Origin of the sequence: Arenibacter troitsensis (assembly GCF_900177645.1) — a bacterium.
Taxonomy (GTDB): Bacteria; Bacteroidota; Bacteroidia; order Flavobacteriales; family Flavobacteriaceae; genus Arenibacter; species Arenibacter troitsensis.
In genome coordinates, this window is sequence record NZ_FXAO01000017.1 from 20,192 (window position 1) to 39,931 (window position 19,740).

Annotated in this window: 16 protein-coding genes; 6 read left to right on the plus strand and 10 right to left on the minus strand. The window is 39.7% G+C overall.

Translation table 11 applies throughout. The features are described from left to right. Positions 1-28: 28 nt before the first annotated feature. From B9Y87_RS21520 to B9Y87_RS21535, 4 genes are all read right to left on the minus strand, one after another. Positions 29-949: an ester cyclase gene (locus tag B9Y87_RS21520; RefSeq protein ID WP_085501011.1), complete on the minus strand. Its 921-nt coding sequence runs from the start codon at positions 947-949 to the stop codon at positions 29-31. Positions 950-1,011: 62 nt separating this feature from the next. Next, entirely contained in the window at positions 1,012-1,446 is a 435-nt protein-coding gene (locus B9Y87_RS21525; RefSeq protein WP_139827314.1) for a hypothetical protein, read from the minus strand. A gap of 174 nt (positions 1,447-1,620) precedes the next feature. Then, entirely contained in the window at positions 1,621-2,388 is a 768-nt protein-coding gene (locus B9Y87_RS21530; RefSeq protein ID WP_085501013.1) for a hypothetical protein, read from the minus strand. A 57-nt stretch (positions 2,389-2,445) separates the two neighbouring features. Further along, complete coding sequence (locus B9Y87_RS21535) at positions 2,446-2,982, minus strand: ester cyclase (protein ID WP_085501014.1); 537 nt, start codon at positions 2,980-2,982, stop codon at positions 2,446-2,448. 183 nt (positions 2,983-3,165) lie between these two features. On the opposite strand from B9Y87_RS21535, the gene B9Y87_RS21540 reads away from it, so the two are divergent. The 3 genes from B9Y87_RS21540 to B9Y87_RS21550 all read left to right on the plus strand — a co-directional run bounded on the left by B9Y87_RS21540 (position 3,166) and on the right by B9Y87_RS21550 (position 6,945). Beyond that, positions 3,166-5,118: a tetratricopeptide repeat-containing sensor histidine kinase gene (locus B9Y87_RS21540; RefSeq protein ID WP_085501015.1), complete on the plus strand. Its 1,953-nt coding sequence runs from the start codon at positions 3,166-3,168 to the stop codon at positions 5,116-5,118. Between the two features lie 2 nt (positions 5,119-5,120). Then, positions 5,121-5,855 carry a response regulator gene (locus tag B9Y87_RS21545; RefSeq protein WP_085501016.1) on the plus strand — a complete coding sequence of 245 codons (735 nt, stop codon included), beginning with the start codon at positions 5,121-5,123 and terminating at the stop codon, positions 5,853-5,855. A 301-nt stretch (positions 5,856-6,156) separates the two neighbouring features. Continuing rightward, complete coding sequence (locus tag B9Y87_RS21550; protein WP_176225704.1) at positions 6,157-6,945, plus strand: hypothetical protein; 789 nt, start codon at positions 6,157-6,159, stop codon at positions 6,943-6,945. Between the two features lie 130 nt (positions 6,946-7,075). On the opposite strand, the gene rpiA is transcribed toward B9Y87_RS21550, so the two are convergent. The 6 genes from rpiA to B9Y87_RS21580 form a co-directional block, all read right to left on the minus strand. Next, a complete protein-coding gene (rpiA, locus tag B9Y87_RS21555; RefSeq protein WP_085501018.1) occupies positions 7,076-7,750 on the minus strand; it encodes a ribose-5-phosphate isomerase RpiA in 675 nt (224 codons plus the stop codon). Between the two features lie 42 nt (positions 7,751-7,792). Then, the gene (locus B9Y87_RS21560; RefSeq protein WP_085501019.1) at positions 7,793-8,401 is read right to left on the minus strand and encodes an FMN-binding negative transcriptional regulator; all 609 of its coding nucleotides are present in this window, start codon (positions 8,399-8,401) and stop codon (positions 7,793-7,795) included. 42 nt (positions 8,402-8,443) lie between these two features. Further along, positions 8,444-9,286, minus strand: a complete 843-nt coding sequence (locus tag B9Y87_RS21565) for an endonuclease/exonuclease/phosphatase family protein (protein WP_245808776.1) — start codon at positions 9,284-9,286, stop codon at positions 8,444-8,446. A gap of 130 nt (positions 9,287-9,416) precedes the next feature. Beyond that, a complete protein-coding gene (locus B9Y87_RS21570; protein WP_085501020.1) occupies positions 9,417-10,691 on the minus strand; it encodes a DEAD/DEAH box helicase in 1,275 nt (424 codons plus the stop codon). Between the two features lie 70 nt (positions 10,692-10,761). Next, a complete protein-coding gene (locus B9Y87_RS21575; protein ID WP_085501021.1) occupies positions 10,762-12,318 on the minus strand; it encodes an NAD(P)/FAD-dependent oxidoreductase in 1,557 nt (518 codons plus the stop codon). 70 nt (positions 12,319-12,388) lie between these two features. Continuing rightward, positions 12,389-13,255, minus strand: a complete 867-nt coding sequence (locus tag B9Y87_RS21580; protein ID WP_085501022.1) for an AraC family transcriptional regulator — start codon at positions 13,253-13,255, stop codon at positions 12,389-12,391. A gap of 194 nt (positions 13,256-13,449) precedes the next feature. On the opposite strand from B9Y87_RS21580, the gene B9Y87_RS21585 reads away from it, so the two are divergent. The 3 genes from B9Y87_RS21585 to B9Y87_RS21595 all read left to right on the plus strand — a co-directional run bounded on the left by B9Y87_RS21585 (position 13,450) and on the right by B9Y87_RS21595 (position 19,047). Next, on the plus strand, positions 13,450-16,959 hold the full coding sequence (locus B9Y87_RS21585; protein ID WP_085501023.1) for a PVC-type heme-binding CxxCH protein: 3,510 nt from the start codon (positions 13,450-13,452) through the stop codon (positions 16,957-16,959). Positions 16,960-17,042: 83 nt separating this feature from the next. After that, a complete protein-coding gene (locus B9Y87_RS21590; RefSeq protein ID WP_085501024.1) occupies positions 17,043-17,900 on the plus strand; it encodes a sugar phosphate isomerase/epimerase family protein in 858 nt (285 codons plus the stop codon). Positions 17,901-17,913: 13 nt separating this feature from the next. Beyond that, positions 17,914-19,047, plus strand: a complete 1,134-nt coding sequence (locus B9Y87_RS21595; protein WP_085501025.1) for a Gfo/Idh/MocA family protein — start codon at positions 17,914-17,916, stop codon at positions 19,045-19,047. Positions 19,048-19,740 lie beyond the last annotated feature (693 nt).

A 19,740-nucleotide genomic window follows, 5' to 3' on the forward strand; every position in this document is an offset into this window, starting at 1 on the left:
CATCGTATTATTAGCTTTAGTGGTAAATTTATTTTGGCATTGGCATGGAATATCCCAACTGTTCATAAACTACTAAATTGTCATAAAAGGCATCTTCTCGAACCGCTTTTCCTTCTGTGTCGAATTCCCAAACACTAAAACCATGGGTTTCAATTTTATTATTGGTAGGTGGATTTCCCATGAATTCCCCTTTGTTGGTCCCCGTACAAGTCCAGTTGATATAGGCTTTGTTGCCATCAATTACTGTTTTGTCCAAGCGTACCTTAAAATCGGGAAAAGCCCCATGGTAAATATCCATAAAGTCTCCGTAATCGGATTGTTTTTTGGCAATGCTGATCCCATTGGCCATTCTTGTGACATTTTTTACCAAACTGGCATACATTAAATCCTTGTCGTTGGCATTCCAAGCCTTGGTTACATTATCTATGGTGGTCTGTATAGCTTTTTCATCGGCAGACATACTGTTCTTCATTTCCATTTCCTGTATGGCAAGCATTATTGCCGAGGGATCCCACATTCCAACTTCCCGGACAATTTTACCATCTTGGAAACGATAGGTGAGATGTATGGGAATGTTTACTGCCTGATTATTTCCGGCAAGGGTACCTTGCCAATCCAACCAACAGTTTACCCATGTTTCTCCATCATCGGTAAGGACCATTTCATATTCTTGGTCCTTGTCCAGAAAACTTCTTTGGGAATAGGCCATATCCCTTTCTTTGTGGTAGGCTATTACCTCTTCTGGCGACATAGGGTTTTCCTTGGAGTTGTAATATGTTTTTGAGGTATCGGCATAGATACTGATATCGTAGGTCTTCTTATTGTAATTTTCAATTATTTGCTTAACGGTATTTATTTGCGGGGAATTCTGGGTATACCGTTCCGGTTTATTTTCCTGACAAGCGATTATAAATACTATTGCCAACCCAATAATTAGTAATTTTTTCATGGTGTTTTAGTTTTAGAGGTTGAACCTGACCCGATTAATCTATAGGTCAGGTCCAGATCCTTTTATTTTTTGGTCAATGCCGGATTTTCTTGATATATCTCGTCAGAATGGGTAACTACATACTTATTCCATGACTTAAAAAAGGCATTTCGATCTTCTTCCTTTGGCCAGTTTTTATTGATTAATTCATTCTGCATATCTGAAGCGGCATCTATATCGTTCCATGTAGCGTATTCGCTAATGATAACCAAATCCCGTAGATCTGCACCGGATATATGATGTAGCACCCGTTCACTGATGACCTTGTCGTTCTTAAAGGATATTTTCTCGGAAAATTCTTTTAAAAGTCCATTGAGTTCGGCTCGGGTGCCATTTTCTGGCACACTAAGTTTCCAAGTGGTAACTGTAAAATAGTTTCCCTCTTGTGCTAATCCCGAGGTAGGAATAAATAGGGCGAGGATCATTAAGGCTCCGATAATCGTTTTTGTAGTTTTCATATGGTTGAATTTAATGGTTACTAATCTCATTTTATATTTTTAAAACAGGTAGGTGGGTTGTAGATAAGGTTTGGTTTATTTTCTTTACGAAATTGCTAATTCAAATTGAAAATCTTCAAACTACTGAATACCCGGGGGTTTAATTTGAAACCTTTGGCCTACCTGTTAATCAATTTAATTTGATGGGGTATAGGCTAGATCGGGATGCATTTGTCCTGATTCCGTTTCGTATTTTAGGACATAACTGAACATTTCGTCAAAAAGTTTTTTCCCCTCGTCACCCAATAGAACTTCATTTTCCTTGGATTTTTTGGCGTAGTCCTCAGCGTCTATCGCTGAAATTACAGCGAGATAATAATCGCCCATATTGCCAAAACCATTGTGGTATATACGATAGTATTCCTTGGATCCTTTTGAGGTATAAAGGGCTTTTAATTCTTTCAGTTTTCCTTTGAGATTTTGAATGTTGCTAGGGGCAACATATAAGAAATGCCATTTTCTATAATTTTGACCCTCGGTGGTTGTGCTTATTCCTTCGGGCATATAGGTGAGCTCCTTATTTAGGTAAATCACGTAATCCCCATGCTTGTCATAACATTCATTATATCGCCTAAAAAGATTTCTAAATGCTTCTTCTCCCATTTTTTCTGCTAACGGAGCCATTACGTTCTTGTCCAACTCCGCCATATTTTCTATAGGTGAAATGTTGAAGTACCTACCCGTGTCGGTAGAGCCAACTTGCCAGCTCATGTCCTTAAGTTTGTGTTTTTCACAAGCTTCCTTGAAATCTTTGGAAACCAAATTGTAGTCATTAATTTTCGAAGGTTTTACGCGGTCTTCATGGACGTAGTACGCTTGGTTTTTTTCGCCCTGTGCGGAGCCTATCAATGGCAATAAGGCCATTGCAATCACAATAAAAATGATTTTTTTTAGTGTTCTCATGACAATTGTTGTTTAATGGTTTAAAATTTAATTTCATAAATGAGTTGATATATGGACTTATTTCAAATTAGGGGTTTCCAGGGAGTACCCCAATTGCTGCAAAAATTCGAGTTCATTGTAAAAGGTATCCTCTCGGTAAATTCTGCCCTCCGCATTAAAATAAAGATGTGAAAAACCATTTATTTTTACTTTCTTACCTGTAGCCATAAGATCGGCAAATTGGCCCGTATTGGTCCCTGTAAATATCCAGTCAACATAGCCTTGTTTGTCACAAACACGGCTATTGCCCACGTTTATTGCATAGTCAGGGAATCCAGTACCAAATAGACTAAGTTTTGCCTTTAATTCAGTTTTATTGGTGACCACAGGTATACCGTTCATGTTTCGTAAATAATCTTCGGTAATCAGACTGTCTATTTCTTTTTCTCCCTTGGGGTTCATATAATCGATTATAATTGACTCCAGATTATTTTTTGTCACTACTAAAACCCTATCGGATTGTTCCATTGGTTCATTGACCTCTTGAACTTGGTTGTTTTTGCATGAAACACAACCTATAACCATAAAAACTAAAAGTACCATTGGTGATTTCATGATTTACAAATAACTACATACCTGAAACTAATTAATCGGTTTATTTGGTTAATATCAATTAGATTGGGACGGAGTCCTTGTATTATTGTCCGAACAACTAGTTTTAATTAGCCTGTGATTTGTTCCAATAAAATTGTATCTTGATCTTCCCCGGATTTTTAAAGTTTATCAGTGTTAAAAAAAATGGGCAAACATAACTTCATAGCAATTTTCATCTTTTTTCTTGGCAGCCCTTTGCTATTGGGTCAACTGATAGACTTTAATCGAGACAAGCCATATGACAGGGTTTTTGTGGATACCGATAATTTTGGGGTTTCCTATTTGCAACAATTGGAGGATTATTATTCACAGGCTCCGACGGATAGCCTACAGTTCGAAATTCTGAATGATCTTGCTTATTATTGGCATACCCGTAACTTAATCAAGGCCCTAAATTTTACCGAAGAAGGGTTAAAGTGTAGTTTGGCCAAGGGGGATATGCTTTGGCATGGTAGATTTCAAATTACACAGGGTGCCATTCTATTGCGAATGGAAAAGTTGGATAAGGCAGAAGAGGTATTGGAAGAGGCCAAAGGGAAGGTACAGACCAAAGACCTTCCTTTTTTAAATACACAACTGGGTTATGTTTATGAGCGCAGAGGGCAGCTGGACAAGGCCGCGGATTATGCCCTGGAAGGACTGCGATTAGGAGAGGAATTGAACGATAAAAAGGCCATAGCCTTGGCTTATAGTGACTTAAGCAATATTTTTTGGAAACAGGCAAAATATGATAAGGGTTTAAAATACGGTATTAAATCTGTTGTCATTTTTGAGGAAAGGGGCATAATTGACCTGGATTATGATTTTACCCTGTATGTGGTGGCCAACAATTTCTTAAAACTTAATAGATATGATGAAGCACTAAAATATTATGAACATTCTTTGGCCATTGGTGAGCGCTATGGATTTTATAATAACCTAAGTGATGTTTATATTTCCCTTGTTGACCTATATGCATATTTAGGCAAGTACAGGAAGGCTGAAAGTGCAGGTCTCAATGCGGTTAAATATGCCACTTATTTGGATAACGATTTTATGTTGATGCGATCTTGGTTATCCATAGGGAAACTGCAAAACCTTCAGGGAAAATATAAGTATGCCATAGAAAGTCTTCAGAAATCGCTGGATGTGGCTACCACCGAATTTGGAGATGAATATTATTTGAGTCAGGCGTACGAAGCTTTGGGAAAGGCTTATGCCGGAGACCATGAATATATGGAAGCTTATAAGGCATTTTCAAAGTATGATGGGCTAAAAAAGGAAATCTTTACGGCAGAATCCGATCAACGTATAGCCCTGCTGCAAACGGAATTTGAAGTTGCACAGAAGGAAGACACCATACTAATGCAACAGGGAACCATTAGAAAGCAAAAAAGTAACCAGATGTTAACCTCCATTATCACTGGATTATTATTGTTTCTGTTGATCGTGGGCGTTGTAGCCATAAGAATTAACCGCAAAAAGAATAAGCTTCTTCAACAGCAAAACCAGGAAAAGGAATTTCTTATAAAGGAAATCCATCACCGTGTGAAGAATAATCTGGAAGTGGTCTCCAGTTTGCTTTCACTCCAATCTACCCATATAGATGACAAAAAAATAAAGGACAATATGCTACAAATCCAAAATCGGATTCAGAGTATGAGTATGATCCATCAAAATTTGTATCAGGGAAAGAATTTAGGGAGCATTGAGATGAAGAATTATTTCAATATTTTGGGCGATTATGTGCTCCAATCCTATGGTACGGAACAAAGGATCGTTATGGTCTATGATATGGAGGAGCTAGAACTGAATGTAGATATTGCAACGCCTATAGGATTAATAGTCAATGAATTGATTACCAATTCCTTAAAATATGCCTTCCCCAATAATCTTACCGGCGTAATCACCATTAAACTGGTCCAAAAGTTTGAACATTTGGAACTCACTGTTACAGACAATGGTGTGGGCATTCAAAAAGGAAAGGAACTCAGTGGAACAGGTTTTGGCACTCAATTGATAACGCTTTTAACCAAACAATTGGATGGTAAAATGGTCCTTCACCAAAAGAAAGGGACTTCGGTTTCCTTTGAATTTCAAAATCATAAAGCAGCTTAATTATGGAACAAAAGACCCGGATTTTAATTGTAGAGGACGATATGATCATCGCAGCCAATATTTCTGTGCAACTCTCCAATTTGGGGTATGAGGTAATGGGGATTGAAACTAGGGGAGAGGAGGCCATTTTGCATGCCACCGCTAATTGCCCGGATATTATATTGTTGGATATTAACTTAAGGGGCAATGTTAATGGTATTGAAGCTGCCGAACAAATTCAAAAGTTTAAAAGAATTCCTATTATCTATCTTACTGCTAATAGTGACGAAGCTACTTTTGCCAAGGCAAAAGCTACACGTCCCCATGCGTTTATCTCCAAACCATTTAATAGTTTAAATCTGCAACGGACCATTGCCTTGGTGGTAGATCAAATAAAAGACAACGATATGGACACCCTTGAGGTCTCGGATAATTTGGAGGTGCTTTCGGATCGAATTTTTGTTAGACATAATGGAAAAATGGTAAAACTACTTCTAGATGAAATTTTGTATATAGAAGCAGATAGGAATTATAGTAACATCGTTACTTCGAACGGAAATTATTTGGTGAGTACTACCCTTAAGCTAGTACAAAATGAAATGAAAAACCACTCTTTTCTTAGGGTACATCGATCTTATATGGTCAATATTTCCAAATTGGATGTAGTTGCGGATAACCATTTGGAAATAAACAGGAAAGTAATTCCCCTTAGTAAATCTTTTAAGGAGCATCTACTGAAACATTTGCACACTATATAAATACCACTTAGTAAGATAAGACTGCTCAGGAAGGAATTGAAATGTTATTAGTAGTTTTCTTTCGATGCCACTATGCTTTGCCTTAAGTCAATTACCGTTTTTTCAATGCTTGGGTAAGTTTAAGTTTGTCTACGGACAATAGTGCCCTGCATTCGTCCTATTCTTCCTCATATAATCGGAATTATTGATTAATATAATAGGGGATATGGTTTACTTATGTCCAAAATCGCTTTTGGGTATTATTGTCATGTTGAGTTAATAATCCCGAAAGAACTTTATTAATCCGTAACACCTGAATATTATGAAAAATTTATTAATTCTTATCACATTGTTGATGGTGGGCAACATGGCTGTGGCCCAGGAAAAATTGTACCTCGTGTTCGAGTTTATGAAGGTAGACAATGCACAGGAAATGGAGTATAGCGCAACCGAGGAGTTTTGGGAAAAAATTCAAGAACAGCGAGTAAAAGCCGGCGATATTAGCGGTTGGGATCTATGGTCCCTTTACCCAGGGGGTGAGATGCAGGATTTCCAGTATCTCACGGTAACTGTTTATAACGATCCCGTAAAGATGATGGATGGCAGCAGTTGGGTACATCTTATGGATAGGGCCAAGGCTGCCTATCCCAAAATGTCCGATGCGGATCTTACTAAAAAATTAAATCATTCTTCCACTACTAGGGACCTGGCGGTAAGAATATTCTCAGAAGAAATAGCCACGACCAAAGTAGATTTTGATATGCCTATTGGTACGGTTGCTCAAATAGATATGATGAAGGTTGGTTTAATGGATTATGATGCCTATGAAAAAGCGGAGATGGAAATCTTTCAGCCCATACACCAAAAAGTTGTCGACTCCGGAGGCAAATCCAATTGGGGCCTAATACGCTTTATTTCTCCCATAGGAAGTGACACCTATGCCTCGCATATGACCGTAAGTATGTTCAAGGATTATAAGCAGGCCCTGAACCAAAATATTAATTGGGGAGAAGGGGCAACACCGGCCTCTACCAAAGCAATGCAGGATGGTATAGCGTTGAGGGACATGAAATATGTTTACATGGCCAACTTGATGCGCAAGGTCCGTTGACCAAATACCCTCTTTTTATTATAAAAAACAATAAAACCTATAATATTACTTTTGTAGGTTTTATGATATGGAGAGAAACGTTATTTGAAAATATAAGGTCATAACCATGAATAAATAAAGACCTTAGTACTTACTTTCTTAAGGTAATTGTATTTTCCCCTTTGCCAATTATTATGATATCGGCCATATCCAAAAATAGGCCGGTTTCCACAATACCTGGAATTTGTTTTAGGTTGCTTTCCAATAATTGGATATTTGAAACGTGTGCTATATCAAGATCCAAAATAAAATTGCCCTCATCGGTGACAAAATTACTTCCATCCTTGAGTCTTAGTTTCGGATGTAACCCCATTTTTTGCAGCAACTGCTCAATTTTTTTAGTAGCAAAAGGAATGGTTTCCACGGGAAGCTTAAAATAGCCCAACCTTTTTACTTCTTTTTTGGAATCCGCGATGATAATGACCAAATTGGAATTATAGGTTAATATTTTCTCCCTCAAAAGGGCGCCCCCACCTCCTTTTATAAGTTGCATATAGGGATCAAATTCATCGGTGCCATCAATATAAACATCAATACCGTTGGTTTTTTCCAAGGTAGTAAGGGGTATCCCTAATTCCGTTGCTAATTTATTGGTGTTTTCAGAGGACGGCACCCCAACTATTTCTAATCCGTCTTGTACCAGTCTTCCCAATTCTTTAACCATGTGGGCTGCGGTAGAGCCTGTTCCCAGACCTACGGTCATTCCACTTTTAACATATTTTACGGCTTCTATGGCCGCAAGCTGCTTTTCACTATCCAGACTCATTTTGTAATTATTGTGTGTAAAAATTAAAATACTACGCTGTTGTTATTTTTTTTGCTTTATCCTATTTGCAATTTCATGTGAACCTGGATTATTGGTCTTTTGCAATTCCTCTATTATTTTTGGATGGTCCTCAGGCCTTGTCTGTGATAATTTATAGGTTGCCTGAATATCTGAAATGTTGATTTGAAATCCAATAATACCCTTTATTTGCCTCATGGTCTTATGGGACAAATTATGGATGGAAACCGGATTGGTGGATGTTTTTTCGTATTTGTCCACCAATTTATGAAGGGAATCCAGAACTGCTCCTTCGTTTAACATTTGTATTTTACCGTAAACGTGCACCGCTATATAGTTCCAAGTAGGGACTTCCTCCTCCTTGTACCAAGACGAGGAAACGTAGCTATGCGGACCACTAAAAATGGCCAAGACCTCTTTGTCCTCTTCAAAAGATTTCCATTGTGGATTGGCTTTGGAAATATGACCTACCAATATTTCTTTTCCTTTGGCATCAATATCCAATTCCAATGGAATATGTGTAGCCCAAGGCCGGCCATCGGTTTGGTTGATTAAAATGCCAAAGCTGTTTTGAACTATGAATTCCCGGACTTCATCCAGGTTTTCGTTTTTGTAATGGGATGGGGTGTACATGATTGGCGTGGTACTTAAGTGGTCAAATGCTCTAAACCCGATTTAATCCTTAACTGTTATTAAAACTGGCAAATGGTCCGAAATATGCATATTATTGGGCATTCTGTCATCTAAATGGGTGTAGGAAAGTACCTCAATATTATTTACAAAGATATAGTCTATTCTGTTCTCCATGACCCTGTCCTGATCAAATCCATTAAAAGTTCCTATGGGCCCATAGAAAGGTTTTTTCGATATTTCCATAGCATCCGTTAAGTGCTTTTTTAAGAATTGGATAGGCTGGGTGTATGGGGTCAAATTTAGATCTCCCATTAGGAATACGGGAAGGTCGGAGGTGTTTATTTCTTTTATTTTTTTATAAATGAGTTCGGCAGAGTTTATCCTGGCCTGCATTCCCCTATGGTCGAAATGTGTATTAAAAACATAGAATTGTCTTTTGGTCCTTACATTTTCAAACAAGGCATAGGTGCAGATCCTCTCCATAGAGGCATCCCAACCTACCGATACTTTTTCTGGGGTTTCAGATAACCAGAAAGTATTCGTTTTTATTACTTTAAAAGAATCGGTATTATAGAAAATGGCCGAGTACTCTCCCTTTTGTTGACCGTCATCCCTACCAACTCCCACATAGGAATGCCCAATGAGGGCATTATCCAAATAATCCACTTGATGGTGAAGGCCTTCCTGAATACCTATTATATCGGCATCATAGTGCTGAATTAGTTTGGCCAAAGATGCCTTGCGTTTATTCCAATTATTGATCGTATCGGAAGTGTTATCGTACCTAATGTTAAAACTGATAAGATTGGAAGCTTGGCACAATGAGGTATTGGGAATTAAAAAGAGGCCCAAACCCATTAAGAAGGAAGTAAATACGTTTTTCATTAGATGTTTATTTTTGACTTTTAGAGTAGATCCTTTAAAAGAATAAATATCCTGAATTTTTTAAATACCTACTAATCAATTTAAGTATATATCACCGAAATAAAAGAAAAAGGGAACTGATATTTTAATATCAATCCCTTTTTGGTCTATTATTCCTGTTTCTGCTGTGGTTGTTATTTCTGCCACCTCTAGGATTGGAATGACCTGTCCTTGGTTTTTGCCTATTGTTGTGATGCTTTTTCTCTACCAAGGGTATCTCTTCCGATCCATCATCCACATAAGGGTGGTCTGCAATAACGGGTACCTGCTGGTTAATTAATTTTTGAATATCCTTTAGGTAAGGTCGCTCTTCCGCATCACAAAATGATAGTGCAACCCCACTGGCGCTTGCCCTTCCTGTTCTACCTATTCGGTGTACATAAGTTTCAGGTACGTTGGGCAGGTCATAATTAATCACCAAAGAAAGTTCTTCAACATCGATTCCTCTGGCCGCTATATCCGTTGCGATTAGGACCTTTAATTCCCCATCCTTAAAATCGCCAAGAGCTTTTTGACGTGCATTCTGCGATTTATTGCCATGTATGGCATCGGCCTTAATATCGGCTTTGGCCAGTTGTTTTACAATCTTATTGGCACCGTGTTTGGTACGTGAAAAAACAAGGGCGGAATCATTTGGATCTTTTTCCAATAAGTGGATCAGTAGGCTGGGTTTGTTTTTTTTGGTAACAAAATAAACGCCCTGTTCTACTTTTTCCGCAGTTGCTTGTTGAGGTTTTATGGTAACGCGTTCAAAATCTCCCAATATTTTCTTTGAAAGTTCCACTATGGCAGGTGGCATGGTAGCGGAAAAGAAAAGGGATTGTCGATTTTCCGGCAGTTTGGCAATAATCTTTTTAATATCGTGGATAAAGCCCATGTCCAACATTTGGTCTGCCTCGTCCAATACGGCGTATTTAATGTCCCTCAAGGAAATAAAGCCTTGGTTCATTAAATCCAATAACCTTCCGGGAGTGGCAATAAGGACATCTACCCCCTTTCTTAAAGCATCTGTTTGTCTTCCTTGTTTAATGCCACCAAAAATAACGGTGTTTTTTATTCCTGTGAATCGGGAATAAGAGGTGAAATTTTCCCCTATCTGTATGGCCAACTCCCTTGTTGGAGTCACTACCAGGGTTCTTATTTTTCGTTGTTGCGGATTGGATTCCCTGTCCATCACCAATTGTTGTATGATGGGTATGGAAAACGCTGCTGTTTTACCGGTTCCTGTTTGTGCGCAACCCAATAGATCCTTTCCTTTTAGTAAAATGGGTATGGATTTTTCTTGTATCGGTGTTGGAGTTGTATAGCCTTCGGCCGTTAGTGCTTTTAGGATAGGCTCTATAATACCTAATTCTTTGAATGTCATGTAGTATGTAAAATATGCGGCAAAGGTAGGGGATTAGTTTGGATAAAACGTTTAAATCAAAAAATAGACCTCAGAATCCAGCAACAGCGGCCTCTGCGCAACGTTCCCCATCCATAGCTGCCGAAACAATGCCCCCAGCGTAACCACCACCTTCCCCACAGGGAAAAAGACCTTTTATTTCCGGATGTTCCAAATTTTCATTTCTTGGAATATTTACAGGGGAGGAGGTCCTTGATTCTACTCCAACCACATTGGCCTCTGCAGTGTAATAGCCTTTCATTTTTTCACCAAAGGCGGTAAAACCCGAGCGTAGCCTACTGCCAATCAGTTTGGGTAAAAGCGAATGCAAAGGGGCCGATTTCAATCCCGGCTGATAGGAAGTTGGGTTTAGATCGTTGGACAGTTTACCTTCCACGAAATCGGTAAGTCGCTGTGCAGGTGCCGTTTGTGTACGTCCACCTGAAGTAAAGGCCAATCGCTCCAAATCCTTTTGGTATTCCAAGCCCTTCAATGCGCCATGGTGCCCATATTTATGAATATCGAGGTCTACATTTATTTCAACTACAATACCGGAATTGGCAAATAGGTTATTTCTTTTGGAGGGGGACATACCGTTGACCACTACTTCTCCCGGTGCGGTTGCAGCAGGAACTATAAATCCTCCCGGACACATACAGAACGAGTATACACCCCTGTCTTTCACTTGTTCCACCAGGCTGTAGGAGGCTGCAGGCAGCAATTCATTTCGTTGCCCTTTGCAATGGTACTGAATGCTATCTATAATATGCTGAGGGTGCTCTACCCGGACACCCATAGCAAATGACTTGGCTTGTAAGGCAATATTTTTGTTGTTCAGCAAATAATAGATATCGCGGGCGGAATGCCCTGTAGCCAAAATAACCCTTTCTGCTTGCATTTCGGAACCATCTTGCAGAACAATGGCCTTAATGGCGTTATTGACAATGTTAAAATCGACCACCTTGGTTTGAAAGTGTATTTCACCGCCATATTTTATAATGGTTTCCCTTATGTTTTGTACTAGCTTAGGCAATTTGTTGGTGCCAATATGGGGATGGGCGTCTATAAGGATTTGTTCTGTTGCTCCGTGAAAGACCAAATTTTCAAAGATTCGCCGTACATCCCCTCTTTTAAGGCTTCGGGTGTACAACTTGCCATCGGAATAAGTACCAGCACCTCCTTCCCCAAAGCAATAATTGGAGTCTTCATTTACGATGTGGTCCCTATTGATAGCCTTTAGGTCCCGTCTACGGTCTTTTACATTTTTGCCCCTTTCAAGGACTATGGGCCTATATCCCAATTCTATACAGCGCAGAGCGGCATACATCCCTGCGGGTCCGAAGCCAATAATGTGTATTTTCCTGGCCTTGGAAACATCCTTGTAATCAAACTTGTACTCCTTGTTTTTGGGAGCAGGTTCATTGATGTATACAGAAACCTTATAATTAAAGTAAATGGTGGATTTGCGGGCATCTATCGATTTCCTAAGTATGCTTACCTTAGAAATTTCCTCCATAGGAATTCCTAAATATTTTGATGCTTTCTTTTTTAGGATATCGTCTACCGATTCTTCCAGTAAAGTGGTCCTGAGCTGAATGTTTCTTACCATAGCGCAAAATTACTTTAATTAAAGTAATTATTTGTCCAAAATATGACTGCCCTGTGTGTTCTAGGTTTGCTTAGGAGCTATACTCCTTTTTGTAGGACAACGGGGTTCTTTTGGTAATTGCCTTGAACTGTTTATTGAAATTGGACAGTGTTTGAAATCCGCTCTCGTAGCAGGCCTGACCAATATTCATTTTATCTTCGATCAGTAATTTGCATGCATATCCAATTCTAATTTCACTTATAAATTCAGAAAAGGTTTTGTTGGCATGGATTTTAAAGTATCTACTGAAAGAGGTAGGGGTCATATTGGCCAAAGAGGCCACAGTACCCAATTCTATTTTGTTTTTGAAATTCTTCATAACATAGGCGTGTACAATGTTCATTCTTTCCGTATCGCCTTCCTTTAAAGAATTTGTATAGCCGGGACTGGCCAGGATGGTACTTTCAGTGGTATTGGCAAGGCAGTTCAGGATTTTTAGCAATTCCAGAACACTATCTATGCCTTCAAGATGTAAAAGGTTATTGATCATACCGCGAATGGTATCCGCTGTTCTGCCTGTTACATCCAGGCCCCGCAGGCTCTTTTGGAACAATTGCCTTAGCTTGATCATTTCTTCCTTTTGCAATAAACTTTTGCCAATGAAATCATCGTGAAAGTAAACTACGATTCCTTCGGACCATAAATTTTCCTCAACGGCGTACCCTTCATTGTCGCTACGCCACATATGGGGTAGATTTGGCCCTGTAAAGGTGATATCCCCTTCCTTAAAATGTTTTACATGGTCACCAATAAATCGGGTGCCACTACCTTTTAATACCAAGAATAATTGATATTCCGGGTGGAAATGCCAAATAGGGTCAAAATTGGGTTGTCGCAACAATTTGGCAACAAACGCATGGGAGTTGGGAATGGGCGATTTTTGTAATGCGGATTTCACTTATGGGAAGGGGTTTGCGTCTTAAAAATACAATTGCAAATCTTTGGCATATAATGTTGGGGTTGTAAATATTTGTCAGTAAATATAATTAAAATTCACAATCAATGGTATAATACAGTCAATTGTAGATAACATTGAGGATTCTTTGTGTTTTATTAATTGTTATAATTGTTAAAATTAAATTCAGCTACATCATGAAAACCCTACAGACTTGTTTTGTTTGTTTACTAATTGTACTTACATGCTTGGTAAGTTGTGGTCCTTCTGAAAGGAAAAAGAAAGACGATCAACCCAGACGAATTGAGATGTTATTTTTGGGCCATGCCCAAGAGCACCATAATTCACGGGTGTATATGCCCATTTTGGCATCTTCCTTAACCCAAAGTGGTATAAACATCACCTATACGGAAGAAGTGGAAGACCTTAATCCAGAGAATTTGGCACTTTATGATGGCGTAATAATTTACGCCAATCATGAAAATAGGTTTCCCGAACAGGAAAAGGCATTACTGGATTATGTTGGGGCCGGACATGCATTCGTGCCAATTCATTGTGCCAGTTTTTGTTTTAACGAGTCCGAAGAATATGTGGACCTTGTAGGTGGGCAATTTAAAACCCACGGTACGGATACATTTACGGCCAAAATAGTTGATAAGTCGCACCCCATCATGCAAAATTTTGAGGAATTCCCAACCTGGGATGAAACCTATGTGCATGATAAATTGGCTAATGATATCACTGTTTTGATGGAAAGGGTGGAAGGGGAGCATCATGAACCTTGGACATGGGTCAAGCAGTTTGGCAAGGGCAAAGTATTCTATACTGCCTACGGACATGATGAAAGAACTTGGAATAAACCTGGATTTCAAAACCTGATCAAAGAAGGAATTCTATGGGCAGTGGGCGACCAAGTCAAAAAGAACTGGGTAGAGTTTTCAAAAGACATACCAAGCTTGGAGTACAAGGAAATGGCCAATATTCCGAATTACGAGAAAAGGGATCCCGCACCAAAATATCAATTGCCTCTTACTCCGGATGAATCTGCGAAACTTATCCAGGTCCCTAGTGGGTTTAAGTTGGAGCTGTTTGCTTCGGAACCCAATATTATTAATCCTATTGCCATGAATTGGGATGAAAAAGGTAGGCTTTGGGTAATAGAGACCGTTGATTATCCCAATACGGTAAGGGATGATAAAGGCATGGGAGACGATAGAATAAAAATATGCGAAGATACCGATGGGGATGGAAAGGCCGATAAGTTTACCGTTTTTGCCGAAAACTTAAATATACCTACCAGTTTTACTTTCGTCAATGGAGGAATATTGGTTTCACAGGCACCTTATTTCTTGTTCTTAAAGGATACCGATGGCGACGACAAGGCAGATGTAAAGGAAATTGTAATAAATGGATGGGGCGTTTTTGATACCCACGCCGGGCCATCCAACCTTCAACGTGGTATAGACAACTTTATCTACGGTGTTGTGGGTTATTCAGGATTTAAAGGCAATATTTCGGGTGAAAACTTCGAATTTGGCCAAGGAATATATCGTTTTAATAGCAACTTTGACAATTTTGAATTTTTGACCAATACCAGTAACAATACCTGGGGATTGGGGATTACCGAGGATAATTCCATTTTTGCTTCCACAGCAAACAATACCCATAGTGTGTTTATGGGTATCCCCAATAAGAACTTAGAGGATGTGAAGGGCATTTCATTTAAAGGGAGTTCAAAAATAGATGGCCATTACGCTATGTTGCCCATTACCCAAAATATTAGGCAGGTCGATGTTTTTGGAGGCTTTACCGCGGCAGCAGGCCATCATTTTTATACGGCACGAACCTATCCTGCAAAATATTGGAACAAGTATGCTTTTGTGTGCGAACCCACGGGAGGGGTAGTGCATATTGCTAAAATTGAAAAGGATGGCGCAGGGTATTTGGAAAAGGACGGGGGCAATTTAATGGCTAGTTCGGATGAATGGTTTTCCCCTGTGGAGGCAAAAGTGGGGCCTGACGGTGCGGTATGGGTATTGGACTGGTATAATTTTATTATTCAACATAATCCCACGCCCAATGTAGACAGAGGGGGCTATGATGCCGTAAACGGACTGGGGAATGCCTATGAAAATCCGCTTCGCGATAAATCCAAGGGTCGGATTTGGAGAATTGTGCCCAAGGAGGCTACCGACTATCCAGAGTTTTCTTTGGATAGGGAAGATTCAAAAGGCTTGGTAAAAGCCCTTTCCAATGACAATATGTTTTGGCGTATGACCGCTCAGCGTTTATTGGTTGAAAATGGAAATACCAATGTTGCATCGGAGCTGATAAAGTTGGTAAGGAATACCGAAGTGGATGCTCTAGGGCTTAATTCGGGCGCTTTGCATGCCTTATGGACGCTTAATGGACTTGGGGTAGTTTCTTCAAATGCAGAAGTCATGGAAGTGGTTAAAACTGCTGTAAAGCATCCCTCCGATGCCGTTAGAAAAGCTGCCATCCAGATATTGCCTAAAAGCGACTCGTTGGATGCACTTTTGTTGGAAGCCAATTTGCTCACGGACAGCGATCCGGGTGTGCAATTGGCAACACTTATCTATTTTTCAGAAAGGGAACCCAATGAGGTAGTAGGACAGCAATTGTTCGAATTGAGTAGAAATGAACAAGTGTTGGCAGACGATTGGTTGGCAAAGGCACTTTATGTTGCAGGAAGTAAACATCATAAAGGATTTATTAGCGCTTTCCAGTCGGCCAACCCAAATTTTGAAATAGGATCTACAGAAAAAAAGAATCAAAGGGAGGCTGTTGATCTTGATGATTCGCTATGGAAAACCATGCTTCTTCCCCAATTTATAGAAGATGCAGGATTGCAGATGGATGGTATGATATGGTTTCGTAGAAATTTTAATGTTCCTTCCGGTGCATCTGTCAAGTCCGGTACTATTTCTCTTGGACCCATAGATGATTCCGACAAGGTTTATGTAAATGGTAAGCTGGTTGGGGCAACTGAAAAAGATTATCTGGCCAATAGGGTGTATCAGATTCCATCAGGGGTCCTGAAAGTAGGTGAGAATTCCATTGCCGTCCGTGTTGAAGATACTGGCGGAGGCGGAGGCATCTGGGGCAAAAAAGAACAGATGTATTTTAAAACTGGTCAATATCGTGTTTCGTTGGCAGGGGATTGGAAATACGAGGTGGAATCGGATTACACCAAAAGTACCAAAAACGCTTTTGCGGAGAAACCCCTGGCCCATCTTTTGGTGGAAACGTATATTAACGAGGTGAAACAGGAATCGGAAAGTACCTCGAACAGCAGTTCGAGTGCTGTGACCATACATATCAAGACCATTAAAAACGAGATGAAATATGATCTTACCGAGTTTGTAGTGGAAACAGGAAAACCTGTTGAACTTATATTTGAAAACACAGATTTTATGCAGCATAACCTGGTCGTTACCCAGGTAGGTGAAAAGGAAAAAGTGGGGATGGCGGCCGATAAATTGGCCATGGACCCCAATGGGGCGGAGAAAAATTATGTGCCTGACATGCCTGAAGTTCTTTTTGCCACAGCCATTATCAATCCTGAAGAAAAGGTTGTCTTAAAATTCATAGCGCCCAAAGAACCAGGTGATTATCCTTTTATATGCACCTTTCCCGGACACTGGAGAATTATGCAGGGAGTTATGAAAGTGGTCCAGGCAGAATAAATGCGAAAACTGCTAAAATTTGTGAGTGTAAAAATTTGTAAAATAAGACCTTGTAATGTTTTACTTAAAGTAATAATCATAAAATGAGTGATACTATAAAATACGGTGTAAGCACTTGGCTGTGGGAGTCGCCATTCAATACCCAATCTATTGCCTTGTTTCCAAAAATTAAAGGAATGGGGTATGATTTAGTGGAAATTCCTGTGGAAGATCCGGACTTGATCAATGGGGAATTGATAAAGAGAGCTCTTGAAGATAATGGATTGGAGGCTGTTGTTTGTGGGGCATTCGGGCCAACCAAGGATTTGACCCATGAGGATAGGGCGGTACATCAGAATTGCTTCAACTATATAGAAAAATGTTTCCAATTGTGTAATCTTTGGGAAGTGGATTTTTTGGCAGGACCCATGTACGCTGCAGTAGGCAAAGCCAGAATGCTTTCTTTGGAAGATCGAAAAAAGGAATGGGATCTGGCTGTGACCAATATAGGCAAAGTTTGTGCTATGGCTAAAGACCATGGATTGTCCATTGCCTTGGAACCACTAAATCGTTTTGAGTCGGATATGATCAACACTGCTGATGATGTAATGCGTTTAATTAGAGATGTTAATTGTGACAATGCTAAAGTATTACTTGATGGTTTTCATATGACTATTGAGGAAAGGAACATTGCCGAGGCAATAAAAACGGTAGGGGACAAACTGATCCATGTACAGGTTTCCGAAAACCACAGGGGTATTCCGGGTACTGGACTAACTCCTTGGGCCGATTTTGCAGAGGGATTAAAAGCTGTTGGGTACAAGGGAGCGATAGTCATTGAAAGTTTTACTCCGGAGATCAAGGAGTTGGCAGGGGCAGTATGTATCTGGAAAAACTTGGCAAAGAGCCAGGACGAATTTGCTTCCAAGGGAATTGAATTTTTAAAAAGAACGTTTAAATAAATAATAATTTAAGATGAGCAGTAAGAAAATAAATATCGCTATAGTGGGATTGGGATTTGGAGCCGAATTTATTCCTATTTACCAAAAGCATCCAAACGCCAATTTGGTGGCTATATCACAAAGAAATCCTGATAAATTGAAGGCGTTGGCCGATGCGTTCAATATTGAAAAAAGATATACTTCCTATGACGAGCTGCTGCTGGACCCGGAAATAGACGCGGTCCATATCAATACGCCTATTCCGGACCACGGTATACAGTCCATTAAAGCCCTAAAAGCGGGAAAGCATGTGGCCTGTACGGTGCCTATGGCCACTACAGTGGAAGAATGTAGGGAAATAGTTCGCCTAACGGAGGAAACAGGTCTAACCTATATGATGATGGAAACCGTGGTGTATGCTAGGGAGTTTTTGTATATGAAGGAGTTGTATGATAAGGGTGAGCTGGGCAAGGTACAGTTTTTAAAAGCGAGTCATCAGCAGGATATGGACGGTTGGCCCAATTATTGGCCTGGTTTGCCTCCAATGCACTACGCTACACACTGTGTAGGCCCTGTTCTAGGTCTTTTGCGAGGCGAAGCGGAGTATGTTTCTTGTTTTGGATCCGGAACCATACGGGAGGAGCTGATTCCTCATTACAACTCGCCATATGCAGTGGAGACCACGCATATTAAATTTCGGAATTCAGATTTAAGCGCACAGGTCTATCGTTCACTTTTTGATGTAGCAAGGCAGTACAGGGAAAGTTTTGAAGTGTATGGTTCAAAGAAATCGGTAGAGTGGCCCCTAATAGAGGGGAAGCCATTGGTTGTGCATACTGCCAAAAAACCGGAGCCAGAGATTCCAGAAGAAGTGACGTGCCCGGATTTCGCAAAATTATTGCCGAAGGAAATACAACATTTTACGACCCGTGGAGTCTATGATTCCGAGGAGCATCAGCATCTTTCATTTACACAGGGCGCTGGTCATGGGGGCTCTCATCCGCATTTGGTGCACGAATTTGTAAATGCTCTGGTTCGGAATATGGCGCCATATCCCAATGCCAAGCAATCTGCCAATATAACCTGTGTAGGAATATTAGCGCATGAGTCGGCCCTAAAGGGTGGGGAGTTGATTAAGCTTCCCGACTTTACATTATTGGATAAATAGTTTATTTAAAGTAGGCTATATAATAAAATGTGAAGTGGTATTTTAAGTATTTTTTGGACAGGTTTAGGGGATTTTGTTTGAGCGGGAATTATGATTTGAGTTAATTTTTTTTCAAAAAAAGCGTTATTTATTTGAAAATATTCCTTAAATTTAACATTCATAAGTAAGACTTAAAAAATAAGTTATTTGGTAAAAAGCCTATTTTTTAACTTTTAAAAGAGGACGTAGGGGTGCGTCCTCTTTTTTATTTTAAGGATGTCCATGAATCAGGAGCAATTGTTGTGTTTATGGAAAATTAGGATTAATTTGATCACTCATGTTTTTTGAGCAATAGTTTTAATTAATAGGAGCAATCTAGAAAAACCAACGATTAAATCATTCTTTCATTTTACTCAATGGGTTGTTATTGTTTTTATCGGATTTCGTGAATCTTCGATTTCTTTGCTTTCCAATGAAACCGACGCAGGAGGTTCATGAATACCTTATTATAAAATAGAAAGGCCATGAATAAAACGAAACAAACCCGCCTTGCCGTCGGGCAGGAGAAAAGACCCTTCTTCACTAGGTGGCCCCTAAAATCTTAGGATTTTAAGGACCGATGCCATGGCCTAAATTATTTCCAAGGCTTCAATAATTCTTAACGGCCATGCCATCTCCACTACGGAAGAAGAACTACCGAACCATAGACCTTCA

What these genes read in the sequence shown, in the direction of transcription:
- B9Y87_RS21520 (WP_085501011.1), bottom strand. Translation starts at nt 949, where the DNA reads ATGAAAAAATTACTAATTATTGGGTTGGCAATAGTATTTATAATCGCT.
- B9Y87_RS21525 (WP_139827314.1), bottom strand. Translation starts at nt 1,446, where the DNA reads ATGAAAACTACAAAAACGATTATCGGAGCCTTAATGATCCTCGCCCTA.
- B9Y87_RS21530 (WP_085501013.1), bottom strand. Translation starts at nt 2,388, where the DNA reads ATGAGAACACTAAAAAAAATCATTTTTATTGTGATTGCAATGGCCTTA.
- B9Y87_RS21535 (WP_085501014.1), bottom strand. Translation starts at nt 2,982, where the DNA reads ATGAAATCACCAATGGTACTTTTAGTTTTTATGGTTATAGGTTGTGTT.
- B9Y87_RS21540 (WP_085501015.1), top strand. Translation starts at nt 3,166, where the DNA reads ATGGGCAAACATAACTTCATAGCAATTTTCATCTTTTTTCTTGGCAGC.
- B9Y87_RS21545 (WP_085501016.1), top strand. Translation starts at nt 5,121, where the DNA reads ATGGAACAAAAGACCCGGATTTTAATTGTAGAGGACGATATGATCATC.
- B9Y87_RS21550 (WP_176225704.1), top strand. Translation starts at nt 6,157, where the DNA reads ATGAAAAATTTATTAATTCTTATCACATTGTTGATGGTGGGCAACATG.
- rpiA (WP_085501018.1), bottom strand. Translation starts at nt 7,750, where the DNA reads ATGAGTCTGGATAGTGAAAAGCAGCTTGCGGCCATAGAAGCCGTAAAA.
- B9Y87_RS21560 (WP_085501019.1), bottom strand. Translation starts at nt 8,401, where the DNA reads ATGTACACCCCATCCCATTACAAAAACGAAAACCTGGATGAAGTCCGG.
- B9Y87_RS21565 (WP_245808776.1), bottom strand. Translation starts at nt 9,286, where the DNA reads ATGAAAAACGTATTTACTTCCTTCTTAATGGGTTTGGGCCTCTTTTTA.
- B9Y87_RS21570 (WP_085501020.1), bottom strand. Translation starts at nt 10,691, where the DNA reads ATGACATTCAAAGAATTAGGTATTATAGAGCCTATCCTAAAAGCACTA.
- B9Y87_RS21575 (WP_085501021.1), bottom strand. Translation starts at nt 12,318, where the DNA reads ATGGTAAGAAACATTCAGCTCAGGACCACTTTACTGGAAGAATCGGTA.
- B9Y87_RS21585 (WP_085501023.1), top strand. Translation starts at nt 13,450, where the DNA reads ATGAAAACCCTACAGACTTGTTTTGTTTGTTTACTAATTGTACTTACA.
- B9Y87_RS21590 (WP_085501024.1), top strand. Translation starts at nt 17,043, where the DNA reads ATGAGTGATACTATAAAATACGGTGTAAGCACTTGGCTGTGGGAGTCG.
- B9Y87_RS21595 (WP_085501025.1), top strand. Translation starts at nt 17,914, where the DNA reads ATGAGCAGTAAGAAAATAAATATCGCTATAGTGGGATTGGGATTTGGA.